At 61.1% G+C, this 15,584-nt stretch carries 9 protein-coding genes; all 9 read left to right on the top strand.

All coding sequences use genetic code 11. The features are described from left to right. Window position 1: 1 nt before the first annotated feature. Window positions 2-4,054: a CheR family methyltransferase gene (locus CCR96_RS13450; protein ID WP_201220634.1), complete on the top strand. Its 4,053-nt coding sequence runs from the start codon at window positions 2-4 to the stop codon at window positions 4,052-4,054. 180 nt (window positions 4,055-4,234) lie between these two features. Further along, window positions 4,235-5,629 carry a right-handed parallel beta-helix repeat-containing protein gene (locus CCR96_RS13455; protein WP_201220635.1) on the top strand — a complete coding sequence of 465 codons (1,395 nt, stop codon included), beginning with the start codon at window positions 4,235-4,237 and terminating at the stop codon, window positions 5,627-5,629. A 7-nt stretch (window positions 5,630-5,636) separates the two neighbouring features. Further along, window positions 5,637-6,653: a polysaccharide deacetylase family protein gene (locus CCR96_RS13460; protein ID WP_201220636.1), complete on the top strand. Its 1,017-nt coding sequence runs from the start codon at window positions 5,637-5,639 to the stop codon at window positions 6,651-6,653. A gap of 383 nt (window positions 6,654-7,036) precedes the next feature. Continuing rightward, window positions 7,037-8,650 carry an ArnT family glycosyltransferase gene (locus tag CCR96_RS13465; RefSeq protein ID WP_201220637.1) on the top strand — a complete coding sequence of 538 codons (1,614 nt, stop codon included), beginning with the start codon at window positions 7,037-7,039 and terminating at the stop codon, window positions 8,648-8,650. 223 nt (window positions 8,651-8,873) lie between these two features. After that, window positions 8,874-9,416 carry a cellulose synthase operon protein YhjQ/BcsQ gene (locus CCR96_RS13470; RefSeq protein ID WP_201220638.1) on the top strand — a complete coding sequence of 181 codons (543 nt, stop codon included), beginning with the start codon at window positions 8,874-8,876 and terminating at the stop codon, window positions 9,414-9,416. 88 nt (window positions 9,417-9,504) lie between these two features. Further along, a complete protein-coding gene (locus tag CCR96_RS13475; protein WP_201220639.1) occupies window positions 9,505-10,851 on the top strand; it encodes a glycosyltransferase family 4 protein in 1,347 nt (448 codons plus the stop codon). Further along, window positions 10,848-12,158 carry a nucleotide sugar dehydrogenase gene (locus tag CCR96_RS13480; RefSeq protein ID WP_201220640.1) on the top strand — a complete coding sequence of 437 codons (1,311 nt, stop codon included), beginning with the start codon at window positions 10,848-10,850 and terminating at the stop codon, window positions 12,156-12,158. The genes CCR96_RS13475 and CCR96_RS13480 overlap by 4 nt, the downstream gene beginning before the upstream one ends. A 32-nt stretch (window positions 12,159-12,190) precedes the next feature. Continuing rightward, entirely contained in the window at window positions 12,191-14,005 is a 1,815-nt protein-coding gene (gene glmS, locus CCR96_RS13485; protein ID WP_201220641.1) for a glutamine--fructose-6-phosphate transaminase (isomerizing), read from the top strand. Window positions 14,006-14,119: 114 nt separating this feature from the next. After that, a complete protein-coding gene (locus tag CCR96_RS13490; protein WP_201220642.1) occupies window positions 14,120-15,259 on the top strand; it encodes a glycosyltransferase family protein in 1,140 nt (379 codons plus the stop codon). Window positions 15,260-15,584: the final 325 nt, after the last annotated feature.

Genomic DNA, 15,584 nt, shown 5'->3' on the forward strand with positions numbered 1-15,584 from the left:
CATGGGTATCGTTGGTATGGTGGCTTCGGCGGGCGGTCTCGCGCCATTGCAAGCCTTTCTCGATCGCGTGCCGCCGAACACGGGTCTGGCCTTCGTCATCGTTCCTCATCTCGATCCGAGCCACCGCAGCCTGATGGGCCAGCTCTTGGCGGAGCACACCAAGATGCCGGTGCACGAGATCGAGGATGGCATGCGTCCGCGGGCGAATCAGGTCTATCTGATACCGCCCGGTTTTCAGTTGACGCTCAGGGGCGGGGTGTTGCACCTGGCGCACCCGGACGGGCGCGCTCTGGATCGCGAGGCGACGCTCGATCTGTTTCTGCGCGCGCTGGCCGCAGACCAGCAGCATCGTGCGATCGGGATCGTGCTCTCCGGCACGGGGACACAGGGCACGCTCGGACTGCGCGACATCAAAGACCAGGGCGGATTGGCCTTGGTGCAGGAGCCGGCGACGGCTCAATACGACTCCATGCCGCGCAGCGCGATCGCCGCTGGCGTCGCCGATCGGGTGCTGTCGCCGCGGGCGCTAGCAGACCAGGTTGCCGCTTGGGCACGGCGCGTCTCGAACACCCCCTTGGTGATCTCGCGCGAGCCGGATCAGGGCGGCGAAGTGCAGCAGCTTTCCGGTGTGCTGGCGCTGTTGCGGGCCCGCACCCGCTATGACTTTCGTTTCTATCGCAAGAACATGCTATTGCGTCGCGTGAAACGGCGCATGAGCCTGTGCAATCTCGATAGCGTGCCTGAGTATTTGGCGCGCTTGCGCAAAGAGCCCGACGAACTCAGTGAATTGTTCAAGGATCTGCTCATCGGTGTGACCAGCTTCTTCCGCGATCCGCAGGCGTTTGAGGTGTTGGTGCAGCGGGTCTTGGAGCCCTTGGTGCAGGAACACTCGACGGGCGGCGCCAAGGCAGACCAGCCGGTTCGTGTTTGGGTGCCTGGCTGCGCCACCGGAGAGGAGCCTTATAGCATCGCGATGCTGTTGTTCGAACTCTTTTCTCGACATGAGCAACCGCCAAACCTGCAGGTGTTTGCAACCGATATCGATGATAAGGCACTCGACTTCGCGCGTTACGGCGCCTATCCGCTGAGTATCGCTGCGGACGTCTCTGAGCAGCGCTTACGTCGCTTTTTCGTCAAGGATGGCGATGATCGCTACCGGGTCTGCGAGCCGTTGCGCGACGCGGTCGTGTTTGCTCCACAGAACCTGATCACCGATGCGCCGTTCTCGAAGCTGGATCTGATCAGCTGCCGCAATCTGCTGATCTATCTCGAGCAGGAGGTGCAGGAGCGCATCGTGAGTCTGTTCCACTTTGCGCTCAATCCGGGTGGCTACCTGCTGCTCGGGCCATCGGAAAGTGTTGGGCTGCGGGCCGAGCTGTATGAGACGACCTCTAAGCGGTGGCGACTCTTTCAGCGCAGCAGCGGGACGCGTCCGGACCTGTCGCGGCTGCCGTCGATGGTGCGTTTGCAGCCGTTGATGTCATCGCTCACCACGGCAATGCCCCGCGTGCATGTGGACATGGTTGGGGTCGCACAGCGGGTGCTGCTGGAAGAGTATGGTCCGGCCGCGGTGCTGGTGAATCGTCGCTACGACATCCTGCATCTGTTCGGTCCGACCACCAACTACATGGAGCTTCCGGTTGGCCGCCCGGCGCTCAAGCTGACCTCGATGCTGCGCCGCGGGCTCCGGACGCGAGTGCGCGCGGCCTGCCATAAGGCGTTCGAAGCGCAGACAACGGTGCTGGTCGATGACGCTCAGGTCCAACGCTCTGGTCGCTATGTGCCGGTACGGGTGCGGGTGACACCTTTGCATGACCCCGGGCAGACAGAGACCCTGCTGCTGCTCAGCTTTGTCGACGCCGTGAGCGCTGAGGCAGGGACGGCGGTTGCACCCCTGGCACTCGCCGAGCAGGTCCAGAGCCCGGACTCGAGCCAGGCGCCGGCCTTGATCGAGCAGCTCGAGAATGAGCTGCGGGCGACGCGGGAAGACCTGCAGACCACGGTTGAGGAGATGGAAAGCGCGAACGAGGAGCTCAAGGCCTCCAATGAGGAGGCCATGTCGATGAACGAGGAGCTGCAGACGGCGAACGAGGAGCTGGAGGTCTCGAAGGAAGAGCTGCAGTCTCTGAACGAGGAGCTGAGCACGGTCAATAGCCAGCTCGAGGACAAGGTGCACGAGCTTGAGCAGAGCAACAATGACATCAGTAACCTGCTCTCGAGCACCGAGATCGCAACCGTGTTCCTCGATGCCGAGATGCAGGTGAAGCGGTTCACGCCGCGTGCCGCCAGGTTGCTCAATCTGCGGCCGATCGATATTGGACGGCCGTTGGGCGACCTCTCGTCGAACGTCTCGGATGACGAACTGCTGCCGGACGCGCAGCTTGTGCTCGAGCGCTTGGTGCCGATCGAGCGCGATGTCGTCGCGAACGACCATAGCCGCTACCTGCGTCGTATCCAGCCCTACCGGACGCAGGACAACCGCATCGCGGGGGTTGTGCTGACCTTCGTCGACATTAGCGCGCGCGCTCAAGCTGAGCAGGCCTTGCGCGCTAGTGAGGCGCGCTTTCGGCTGCTGTTCGAGCGCTCGCCGATGTGTTTGCTGGAGCAGGACTGGTCTCAGGTGCGTGATTGTCTGTTGTCCTGCAGTGGGGGGGCGACTGGGGACGCGCTGGCGGATTGGGTCTGTGCGCATCCAGAGCAGGCGCTTGCCTGCCGGGGCAAACTGCGGGTCAGCGCCGCGAATGCCTCGGCCCGGCAACTGGCGGGGGTCTCCGACCCGAGTGCGGTTGATTTGCCGATGGCTGAGCAGTTCTTCCCGTTGGAGCCGGCTGAGGGCTATTTGGCCTTGCTCGGCGAGTTGTTGATGGGCCGCGCTGCCGCCTTCGAGCTGGAAGTGCGAACCGGTTCCGGCGGGCGCATCCCCGTGCTCGCTCACGCGGTGCCTCTGCCCGGGCATTTGGAGCATCTTGACCGGGTGTTGATGGCGGTGATCGACATCACGGCGCGAAAGCGGATCGAGCTGGCACTGGCTGATCGCGAGAGGCGCCTGTCGGCGATCCTGCATACGGTTGTCGACGGGCTCATTGGGGTGGATGCCGACGGGCGCATCAATCAGGTCAACCTGGCGGCCGAACGGCTCTTCGGCCGCTCGCACGAGACGCTGATCGGTGAGCCGCTGGCGTCGGTGTTACTACCGGGTCCGGCCGGCCAGCATCTGGATGACATCATGCAAGTCGTGCGCGAGGCCGCGCATGCCGATGCTCAAGGGCCATCGCTCTGCGACGGTGTGTGTGAGGATGGCACGCTGTTTCCTGCTGAGCTGAGTGTCGGGCAGGTCGATCATCTCGATCTCTTCGTGATCCTGGTGCGCGATGTCAGTCGGCGTCGCGAGCTCGAGAAGCAGGTGATCGAGATCAGCACGCGCGAGCAGGAGCGCATCGGTCGGGAGATCCACGACAGTCTTGGCCAACAGCTGACCGCGGTGACGCTGCTGGCGGCGGCCTTGGCGGGCAAGCTGGAAACGGCCGGCCGCAGGGAAGGGGTCGAGGCGCGCGGGCTGGCGCAGCAACTCGAGCGCACCTTGTCGGAGTCTAGGGCCCTGACCCAGGGGCTGGCTCCGGTGGGCGTGTCGCCGGAGGATCTGGTCGACGCCTTGAGCACACTGGCGCGGCAGGTTCAGCACAGCAGCGGCATCAAGTGCAGGCTGCACTGCGAGGGCGCGGAGGCGATCGAAGACGCTGTGATCGCCTCGCATGTCTATCGCATCGCCCAAGAGGCCGTCAACAATGCCTCGCGGCATGGCAAGCCGAAACGGATCGACCTCAGGCTCGAGGTCCGCGACAGGAAGATCCTGCTCTCGGTGCGCGATGACGGCACTTGGAGCGGCGCACACAAGCGCGGTACCGGCGGCTTGGGCGGCTTGGGCCTCCACATCATGGGCTACCGTGCCGGAATCTTGGGCGGCCGCCTCAGTGTTCGCCCACTCGATACGGGCGGAACGCTGATGCGTTGCGAGATCCCGTTGCCCGAGGGGCGCAAACCCAAGAGCGACTAGTGCGATGCCATGCGCTGGCGGCTGCTCGGTTCGCGGTTTACGACTCGCGGTTTACGACTCGCGGTTTACGACTCGCGGTCTTCCGCTTGCGCGGTTTGGTCTGGCGGAACGACCTTACTCTGCTCGCCACCTGAGTGTTTGCGGCGAGCGCCACTCCTGAGAACTGAGAGGCCGAAGCCCATGAAGCATCAGCGCTATCTTCGCTCGTTGAGCCCCGTTTCCGGTGGCTTGGCTTTGCTGCTGGCAATGCCGCTGAGTGCGGCCGATTATTTTGTTTCCTCGGCCGGGTCTGACGACAATCCGGGCAGCCTGGAGGCACCTTGGCGCAGCATCGCCAAGGTGAATCAGGCCGCGTTGGAGCCTGGCGATCGGGTGTTGTTCCGGCGCGGCGACCGTTGGCCGGAGACGCTGCACCCAAACGCGTCTGGGGCGCCTGGCAATCCCATCACTTACGCTGACTTCGGCGGCGGTGCGCGGCCGATCATCAGCGGCGCGCCGAATGATCATTGTATCGAATGGTCAACGACACGCAGCCACCTGGTGTTTCGGAACCTGCACCTGAAGGATTGTGGTCAACCGAGCGGCGGCACGCGTGGCGCACTCGCGGTTTGGAATGAGGCGGCGGACTCGCGCGACATCCTGCTCGAGGACTCGCTGCTCGAGAATGCGCAGACCTGGAATATCTATCTGACGGGGATTGACGGTCTGCGTATTCGTGGCAATACCATCCGCAATGCCGAGCAGCAGCACGGGATCTATTTGGACGGAACCTTGGGTATCAATGATGTCGTGATCGAAGAAAACGACATCTACGGTAATCGGGACATGTGCGTGCAGTTCAATTCCAACGGCAAGAATCGACTGACGAACGTCACCTTGCGCTACAACCGTCTGCACGACTGCGGCTATGGTGGGTTGAACAATATCGGCACAGACGGCTTGCTGGCGCATCACAACCTGTTCTACGGGGCGATGCCAGGCATCTACAACGGCTGCGACGGTGCCGATGCCGGCTGCAGTCGCGGATCGATCGGTGGTGTCTTTGCCAACAATACGATCGTCACCAGCGGTGATGGCTGGTCGACCTGTTTCTCGAATGAGTCGTCGCAGGGCACGCCGGATTTCAGCGCCTTCGTCAACAATATCTGTGTCCATAACGCCAGCCGTGGCTCCGCGTTTCAGCACATGGAGAACACCGGCGGCCAGAATGTCGACTACAACCTGTTCTTTTCCAATCGCACGGATTCGCCGATCTTCGTCTGGCGGGGCCGCGAGTATCGTGGTTTAGATGACTACCGCAGTGCGACGGGTAATGAGGCCAATGGCCTGTTTGCTGATCCGCGCTTCGTCGATGCGGGGCGTGGCGACATGAGTCTGGCGGCGGGCTCGCCGGCCATCGATTCTGGGACCCGTCTCGGCTTCGAGCGCGATCTGGAAGGCGAGCCGGTGCCGCGCGGGAGTGCGCCGGATCGGGGGGCGATCGAGGCGGCTTCAGCCGAGGAGCCACCGGAAACGCCGAGTGACCTGCAGATTGAGCTCCAGTCGAGTCTCAACAAGCGGCTGTTCTGGAGGTGATCCTGGAGTGTCTAACGTCTCCTTGAAGCAGATGCGCGGACATGGCTATCTGGTTCTCTCGCTGGATACCGAGCTGGTCTGGGGCTACTACGACGATGATGACGCGCGTGAGCGGCTGTTTTCAGCAGACGGCAGCCGCGAGCGGCGTTCGATCGAACGGATGCTTGCTCTTTGTGACGATCGGGGTATCCGCGCCACTTGGGCGATGGTCGGCCATTTGTTCTTTTCTCAATGTGAAGGCTGTTCGCCCTGTCCGGTAGCGGCCTGGCGAGACGACCACCGCGGCTTTCGCGAGGTTTACGACCCTGGCGACGCTGCGCGTCCGCGTCCGCGTCCGAAAGCCGCCCATCCTCAGTGGTACGCGCCGGATGTTCGCGATCTCCTGCTCGCTGCGAGTGATCGCCACGAGCTTGCGTTCCATGGCTTTAGCCACCGTCCTTTCCATCAGATGGATGCTGATGCCGCCCAAAGCGAGGTGCAGGCCTGGCTTGCGGTTGCGGGGCGATTCGGCGTCAAGCCCGAAAGCATTGTCTTTCCGCGCAACCGCGTCGGTCATTTGCCGGTGTTTGCGGATGCGGGTTTTCGCTGCTTTCGCGCCCCTGACCAAACCCCGCGTTGGCATCTGCGCCGCTTTGGGTCGGCGCTCAAGTCGGCCGATGATCTGCTCGCGCTCAGCACGCCTCGCGTCTATCGACCTGATGAGCTGCGCCGCGAGCAGGGGCTCATGCGTGTGCCGTCGAGCGCCCACCTGTTCGACTTTCCGCGCGGTCTGGAACGGCGTCTAGACCGCGTTGGACTGCAGCGTTTGCGGCTGCGCGGTATCGCCAAGGCGATCGATCATGCCGCTCGCAGTGGCGGCATTGTGCATCTGTGGGCGCATCCTTGGGAGCTGCGCACGCCGGCGGATGAAGACAAGCTGGATTACCTGCTTGGCCTTGCCGCGGAACAGATTGCCGCGGGCCGGCTGCGGAGCATCACCATGAGCGAACTGTCCGCGCTCGCCAATCGCGCCGAGCGGCGTTAGCGGGTGATGGTGTTTGCGGTCGCGATCACATCCATCGCGCCGTATTGATGCTGAATCCCTGCGGCTGAATCCGCTTAGCTGAATCCCTTTGGCTGAATCCCTTTGGCTGAATCCGTTTGGTTAGCCGTTCGCGTTTGCGCAACGGTCTTTTTTGTCGGCCTTTCCGCATTCCGCATTCCGCATTTCCGCATTCTATGACCAGCCTCTCGGGGAAACACTGATTACGCCCTGGGTCTGGTTGTCAGACCGTCTTTCGAGCCTACAATTGACGCCAGACAACAGCCTTCGCCATCAGATGCGCCGATTGGCTGTGAACTTTGGCGCATCGTTAAGCGCGATTCTGGTTCTCTCGGGTGTCGGTCTTTTTTGGAGGGGCTGGTTAGATGCATGAGCGTTTTTTCACTGCGATCTCGAATCACCGCGAGCGGCTGCTGATCGCGTCTTTGTTCTTGCTGGCCCTGGTTCCCTTGTTTATTAATCTCGGCGCGATTCCGATTCAGGTCTGGGATGAGTCGCGGTTGGCAATCAATGCCTATGAGATGTACAGCAACGGTGATTGGCTTGTGACCTCGTTCGCGGGCGCGCCGGACCTCTGGAATACGAAGCCGCCAATGCTGATCTGGCTGCAAGCCGCGTTCATGCACCTGATCGGGCCGAGCGAATGGGCGGTTCGTCTGCCATCGGCCATCGCTGGCACGGCGACGGCGGCGCTGCTGCTGATCTTCTGTATGCGTTATCTCGGCCAGCTAACGCCGAGCCTGATCGCAATGATGGTCTTGGTCACGACCTGGGGCTATGTCGATATCCATGTGACGCGTACCGGTGACTATGACGCGCTCTTGGTGCTCTTTACCACGGCGAGTGCGCTAGCGTTCTTTGCCTTCTGCGAGACTGGTCGTGACCGTTATCTACTGGCGTTTTTCATTGCCCTGACGCTGGCGGTCATGACCAAAAGCGTTTCAGGTCTGTTTCTGGTGCCCGGTCTGGCCCTGTATGCGCTGCTGCGAAAGCAGGTCTTGACACTGCTGCTTCGCCCCAGCCTTTATCTTGGCATGCTGGGCTTCATCGCTGTGGTCTCATCCTATTATCTCGCGCGTGAGATGCATCATCCGGGCTATCTCGACGCCGTGTTGGAGAACGAGCTATTCGGCCGCTATTTCGAGGTGATCGAGACGCATCAAGGCGACCTTCTGACCTACCTGAAACGGATGATCAAGGTCGATTACACCTACTGGCTTGGTTTCCTGCCACTGGCCACGCTCTTCGGTCTTGTCGCCAATGATCCACGCATTCGGCGCTTGACGCTGTTCTCGCTGTTGATGCTGGCATCGCTCTTTCTATTGATTTCGACCGCGGGCACCAAGCTGCCCTGGTATAGCGCTCCGGCTTATCCGTTTATGGCGTTATTGGTCGCGATGTTCCTCTATGGCTGCTTGCAAGTCCTTGAACGGCGTCTGGAGGCTGCGCCTCAGCTCGTACGTTCCACTCTTCCCACTGCGGTGATTACCGCGATGATTGCAATGCCCTACGGGATGATCTTGCACAAAACCCTGTTTCCGGAATCGCGCATCTATAGCGGTGAAGAAGACAACTATTACGCGATTAGCCTGTTGCTCAAGGAGGCGGTGGACGGTGAGCGTGATCTGCGCGGAGCCGAGGTGCTGTACGACGGCTACGCGGCGCATCAAGCCTTCTACGCCCAGGTGCTCGCCGACCGGGGGCACGACGTAACGCTTGGCGACTGGCTTGCGCCGAGATCCGGTTCACTGGTGATCGCCTCTCAAGATCATGTGATCGGGTCACTGACGGGTGCCTTTGAGTGGGCCCTGGTTGGTGAAGACCAGGGGGCAAAGCTGTTGTTACTGAGCGAGGCGAAGTCGAGCGACCTTGCTGCAGCGACCGAGGAGCCGGTCAAGGCCGATCGCTCCGCGGCCATCGTCTCGCTGTCAGAGGCGAGACAGCGGGCCGGTGCCGAGGTAGCGAGCCCGGAGCTGTAATCGATTGGTCTCGCGCTGCTGAGTCCTGCGTTGCTGAGTCTCCTGCGCTGCTGAGCCCCAGGCTCTCGGGTGGCGAGTCGATCCTTCTCGATGATTAAAGTGGACATTAAGGTGGACCGTGAAATACGACGCTGAATCGAATCTTATGATGGCGCAGCCAACGCTGACAGACGACGCACCCGCTGGCAACAGCGCGTCGCTCGAGGGCGGCCGAGTCCTAGCAGTGACCTCTGCCACGCATGGCGAAGGCGTGAGCACGGTGACGCGTCGTCTTGGTCAGGGGCTCTGTGGGCAGCTTGGCGATGCGATCGTCGTCGATACCAATCTGCGCGCGGGTTGGGGGCTGCCGGTGTCCTCACCTGGCAGACGTCCAGGATTGACTGAAGTACTGCTCAATGACGCACCCTTTGATTCGGTGATCGACGTCGATGTGCCCAGACAGTTGCACCTGATGCCATCGGGCAGCGGCACGCCTAATGCCTCGGCGATGCTCGCCTCTGGTGCGCTGCAACGCTGTGTACAGCAACTGCGTCAGCGTTACCGGTGGGTATTGTTGGATATGCCGCCGGTGGGTGTGTATCCGGACGCAGGCGCGATTGGACGCATCGCCGACGGGGTGATCCTGGTGGTGCAGGCCGAGTGGACGCGGGCCGATGTGGTGGCGCAGGCGCAGCGCGCCCTGTTGCGCGGCGGTGGCCGGGTGCTGGGTTCGGTGCTCAATCGGCGCCGCCATCACATACCGGATTGGCTCTACCACATCCTTTAGGCCGCTTCTCGGGGCTTCCCAGAGGTGGCGGATCAACTTGGCGGATCAACTTGGCGGATCAACAGTCGCTGGCGCGAGGAGTCGAATCATGAGCAACGCAAGGGAGCCGGATACCAGGTGGCGGATGTGTATGGTGGTATTCAGTGGCTATCCGAGTGATCCTCGGGTGCGTCGCGAGGCCGCGGCCTTGCAGCGCTGCGGTATCGAGGTGGACGTCTACTGCCTGCGACAGCCGGGGGAGCGTCGGACTGAAGAGTGCGAGGGCGTCACTGTCTATCGGATCTTGGATGCCCCGCGCAGCAAGGAGACGCTGGCTCGTTATCTCCTGCACACGCTGCGCTTCACGCTACGGGCACTGTTTGCGATCAGCGCCAAGGCGCGTTCAGGGCGCTATGCACTCTATCAAGCACACACGATGCCGGACTTTCTGGTGTTCGCCTGTGTGATCGCGAAATGGCAGCGTAAGCCCATCATCCTTGACCTGCACGACCTCTCGGTCGAGCTGTTCGCGGCCAAGCTCAACGGCGCCAAGCGGCGTCTTCTCAGATTGGTTGCGCTACAGGAGCGCCTCGCCTGCCGTTTCGCCGATCACCTGATCACGACCTCTTGGGGGTTCCATGAGCGGCTGCTGCAGCGCGGCCATCCGGAGACGAAGATCAGTCTGGTCTTCAATGCGGCTGATCCGATGTTGTTCTGGCTCGACCGGGAGCGCCAGTTCTTGCCAATCGGCGAGGATCTGCACTTGATCTACCACGGCACCATCGCCGAGCGCTTTGGCCTGCACCGGCTACTGGAGGCGTTGCCGCGGATTCGGGCCAGTCATCCTGGCGTCAAGCTCCATCTCTATGGCAAGGCCGATCCGAGCTATCTGCGGCGCCTGGAATCGATCATCAGCGACTTTGGACTCTCTGCTCAGGTCGAGTTTGGCGGTTGGCGGTCGGCGCATGCGCTGATGGGATGCTTTCGCCAGGCCGATATCGCGGTGGTGCCCTATCTGCACGATGAATTCATGGATATCGCGGTCTCCACCAAGACCTTCGAGTACGCCGCGGCCGGGCTGCCCGTGGTCGCAACTCGCTTGCAGGCGATGACATCGATCTTCCCGGACGACAGCATCACCTACGTCGCGCCCGGGAGCAGTGCCGCCTTGGCCCGGGGGGTGCTGAGCCTTGCCGCCGATCCGGATCGGCGTGCGCGACAGAGTCGGCTTGCGCACAAGGCCCAGGATGCCCTCTCTGGCCAGGTGATGGCGGATCGGTACAGGGGCCTGGTCGCGGATCTGATCAGGGCGTCGCAGTCGGGCGTTGGTGATATGGCGACACAGCTCAGCGCGCATCGGGCCGCGCTAGTGCGGTCGCCGACGCGGCCCGCGGGCCTGGCAGGCGAGGCTGAAACCTTGACCCGGAACACCTCTACTATCGAGTCCTATCGATGAAACCATCGACGCTTCTTATCCAGCAGTTAGAACAACGCGAAGCCGTGATCGGCATCGTCGGTCTGGGCTATGTCGGGCTGCCGTTGATGCTGCGCTTCAGTGAGGTCGGCTATCGGGTGCTCGGCTTCGATATCGATCCGCTCAAGGTGGACGCGCTGAATGCCGGACGGACCTATATCGAGCACATCAGCGCCGAGGCGATCGGCAAGGCTCGGAGCCAGGGCTTCAGCGCGACAGCTGACTTCAGCCGCGCGGGCGAGTGCGATGCGCTGATCCTGTGCGTACCAACGCCGCTCAACAAGCACCGCGAGCCGGACCTCAGTTATGTGGTGGCGACCACCGACGCCATCGTGCCGACCCTGCGAGCCGGGCAGCTGGTCTCGCTGGAGAGTACGACCTGGCCCGGCACCACAGAGGAGGTCTTGCGTCCGCGCCTCGAGTCGAGCGGGCTGCGTGTCGGCGAGGAGCTGTTTCTGGTTTTTTCCCCGGAGCGCGAAGATCCAGGCAACCCAACGTTCAGCACCCGCAGTATCCCCAAGGTGCTCGGTGGCGTCACGCCGATCTGTACCCGAGTCGGCGAGGCGCTCTACGGGCAGGTGATCGATCAAGTGGTGACACTGAGCTCGACGCGGGCGGCCGAGATGACCAAGCTGCTAGAGAATATCCACCGCGCCGTCAACATCGGTCTGGTCAATGAGCTGAAGATCGTGTGCGAGCGGATGGACATCGACATCCACGAGGTGATTCGGGCCGCGGCGACTAAGCCATTCGGCTTCACGCCCTACTATCCGGGGCCGGGTCTGGGCGGCCACTGCATCCCGATCGACCCGTTTTATCTGACCTGGAAGGCGCGTGAGTACGGGCTCAATACCCGCTTCATCGAGCTGGCTGGTGAGGTCAACGCCAACATGCCGGCCTGGGTGGTTGGTCGGGTTGCGGATGCCCTCAACGCGCGTGGCAAGGCGGTGAATGGCTCGCGGATCTTGGTGTTAGGGATCGCCTACAAGAAGAACGTCGATGATCGACGCGAATCGCCGTCGATGGAACTGATGGCGCTGCTGCGGGAGAAGGGCGCCGAGATCAGCTACTCCGATCCGCACGTCCCGCACTTTTTGCCGATGCGCAAGTACAGCTTCAATCTGGAGTCAGTGCCGCTGACGCCAGCGACCTTGCAAGACACCGACTGCGTGCTCCTGGCGACCGATCACGATCGCTTCGATTACGCGCTGATCAAGGCACATGCGCCATTGATTGTCGATACCCGCGGGCGCTATCAGGAGCCGGCGCCACAGATCGTGCGGGCCTAACTCATATCCAAATACGCGATAGCGGGTACATCATGTGCGGAATCGTTGGCTATATCGGTCATGAGCCGGCCGTTTCACGGCTGCTGGGTGGTCTGCGCGAGCTGGAGTATCGCGGCTATGATTCGGCCGGTATCGCCCTGTTGCAGGCCGATGGGCTACGCTGCTTCAAGGCTGTCGGCAAGCTGAGCAATCTTGCCGCGAAGCTCGGTGACTTTGAGTCTTGCGGCCCGGTTACCGCCATTGGCCACACCCGCTGGGCGACCCATGGCAAGCCGACCGAGGCCAACGCGCATCCGCATGGACTGACCCATAGTCAGGTGGTGCACAACGGCATCATCGAGAACCACGTGGCGCTACGCGCTGCATTGCAGACTCCCTTTCTGAGCCAAACCGACAGCGAGGTCATCGTGCACCTGTTCGAGCGCCACCTGGCGCTGCGAACTGGGGTTGAAGACCCCGCGCTGGCGGCCTTTCGTGCCACCCTTGATGACCTCGAGGGTGCCTATGCGATCTTGCTGATCAGCGAGACCGAGCCGGGCCGGATCTTCTTCGCCCGTAAGGGCTCGCCACTGCAGCTAGGATTTGCCGAAGGTGGTTGTCACTTCGCCTCCTCGGATGCGCCCTTGGTCGGCCTTTGCACCGAGGCGCTGTATCTGGAGGACGGTCAGTGGGGCGTGGCGAACGCCGAGGCGTTGATCCTGTTCGACGCCCTGGGCCGCGAGGTGGAGCCCTCATCGAGGCTGCTGCCAGCCACCAGTCTAGCCGCGCGCAAGGAGGGCTTTCGCTATTTTATGGAGAAGGAGATCTACGAGCAGCCGCGGGTGCTGGCCGACATCCTCACCGGGCGGTTGCGCAATGGCGCGGTGGTGCTCGATGAGCTGGGTTTGCAATGGCTGCTGCCGATCTCCTCGGTGACGCTCTGCGCCTGCGGCACCAGCTATCATGCCGCGCTGGCCGGTAGCTATCTGCTCGAGCGTCTGGCGCGGGTGCCAGCGCGGGTTGAGATCGCCAGCGAGTTTCGTTACCGCGAGCCGGTCCTGGACCCGACCGGGCTCTTTGTCGTGATCTCGCAATCGGGCGAGACGGCCGACACGCTGGAGGCGATCAAGCTGGCCAAGACCCAAGGGCTGGCGACGCTGGCGCTCTGTAACGTAGACAACAGTTCCATCGTTCGCGAGGCCGCGCGCACCCTGCTGCTGCGCGCCGGTATCGAGAAGGGCGTGGCCTCTACCAAGGCCTTCTCAGCGCAGGTGCTGACACTCTGGCTGCTCGCGCTTTACTGGGGTCAGGCACGCGGTCTACTCGCTGGAGAGCGTCACGCGATCGAACTCGCCGCGCTAAACGCTGTGCGGGATGTGATGCGGGTGCAGCGCGGCACCCATGAGCGCATTCAACGGCTCTCCAAACGCTATCTACATGGTCATGGCTTCTTCTTCATCGGCCGCGATCTGTTCTATCCCTTAGCGCTGGAAGGCGCACTGAAGCTCAAAGAAATCAGCTATCTTCATGCTGAAGGCTATCCTGCCGGCGAGATGAAGCATGGTCCGATTGCGCTGGCTGATGCGGAACTCTTCACGATCGCATTAATGGCGCGCAGTTCGCTGTATGAAAAGGTGAAAAGTAATGTTGAAGAGCTGTCGGCGCGCGAAGCAACCATCATCGCAATTAGCACCGAGCAGTTTGACTTGGCCGATGATCTGATCCAGATCCGCCCCTATGCGCATCCCATGCTAGAGTTTTTCGAGATGCTTGTCGTCGTCCAGCTGCTGGCGATGGAGATTGCGGTCCGGCTCGGCAATGACGTCGATATGCCGCGCAACCTGGCCAAGAGCGTGACCGTTGAATGAGCAAAGCAGGAATGAGCGAAACAAAAATGATAACGGTTCGAAAGCTGTAACCGTTCTCACTAGACGCCGGATCAACTTGGTTCTGGCCCAAGTGCATCATGAGGAACCGGTTCCATGGCGACTTCTGGCCGTATTTGCCTTTTCTCCCAGCGCCACGTGCTACGCGAGTTCCGTCGCAGTGCGAACTACGAGTTCGAGGATGTCATCTGCGGCTGCGGCGATGTTGATCTCGTTGCACCCCAGCCAGGTGGCACCAAAACAGGGATGCAACGCTGGCAGAACCGATTCGTTTACCGACGGCCAGGTTTTCGCATTGAGCCTGGTATTGATCCGGTGCGGATTGCCGGAGACTACGAGCTATTTCTGACAACCTGCGAATATCTTGACGATCTACACACCTTTGACCTGGTAAGAAACTGGAGGAAAAGCAGTCGGATCTCGGCCTGCTATCTCAGCGAGCTTTGGGTAAAGGCGATCGCAAAAAATAATCGCTTATTCAGTCGATTGGCTGAATTTGATCACATTTTCGTCAATTATGCGGCCGCGGTTGAGCCGCTATCTGCCGAAATCGGCCGACCCTGCCATTACCTGCCTCCGGCCGTGGATGCGCTGCGCTATTGCCCCTGGCCTAACCCACAATGGCGATCAATCGATGTCTATAGCATGGGCCAGCGCGATGCCGAGATGCATCGCCAGTTGTTGCAGGCGCGGCAGCGCGATGGACTCTTCTATGTGTACGACAGTTACGACATCCATTCAGAAAAGGAGTGGTGCGTTTCAGACTATCGTGAGCATCGCACGTTATCCGCTCAGCTCATTCAGCGCAGCCGCTACTTTATCGTCAATCCGGCAAAGCTTGACGGCTGCGCTGAGACCGCAGGCCAACAAGAGGTTGGGCATCGGTTCTTCGAAGGTGCGGCAGGTGGCAGTGTGATGATTGGGCGAGCGTTGGATACCGACATCTATCGCGCGCATTTTGATTGGCAAGACGCGGTTATTCCTGTCTGCGGCGGGAATTCGTCGGTCACGGATGTGATTGCGGAGTTAAACCGGCAACCTGAGCGCGTTGAGTTCGCACGCCGTAATAATGTCCGAGAGGCCCTGATGCGACATGATTGGGTGTACAGATGGGAGCAAATTCTGGCCAAGATCGGCATGCAGCCGAGCCATAAACTCGTGGAAAGGAAGGCCGAGCTTGCAAAACTCAGAAATACAATACCTGCTGTCTTTTTAGACGAAGCCGCCGCTGCTTAGTTCTAATTCGCATTCGACTTAAGCGGCCTCAGATGAAGTCTTTTTAGATGAAGTCTTTGTCGTCTTGCTCGACATCCTGAAGGGGTGTGACGACAGAGTAGATCCCCCGATCGCAGCATCCTGCTCCGCCACGTATCGTCACGGTAACGATTTTGTCATCATTGTGATTCGGTCGTTGCGTCTTGGCGAGTAGGCAAGAGACTTGTGACCAAATAATAATCGTTTTCTCATTGAAAAACATAGTTATTTTTGAGGTTGGCCAACCCTGCAACGACCAAGATCACCTGATCAGCCATGCGAGTAGCACGATTTCTGAACGTGTTGG

Source organism: Halochromatium roseum (assembly GCF_016653315.1).
GTDB classification, from domain to species: Bacteria; Pseudomonadota; Gammaproteobacteria; order Chromatiales; family Chromatiaceae; genus Lamprobacter; species Lamprobacter roseus.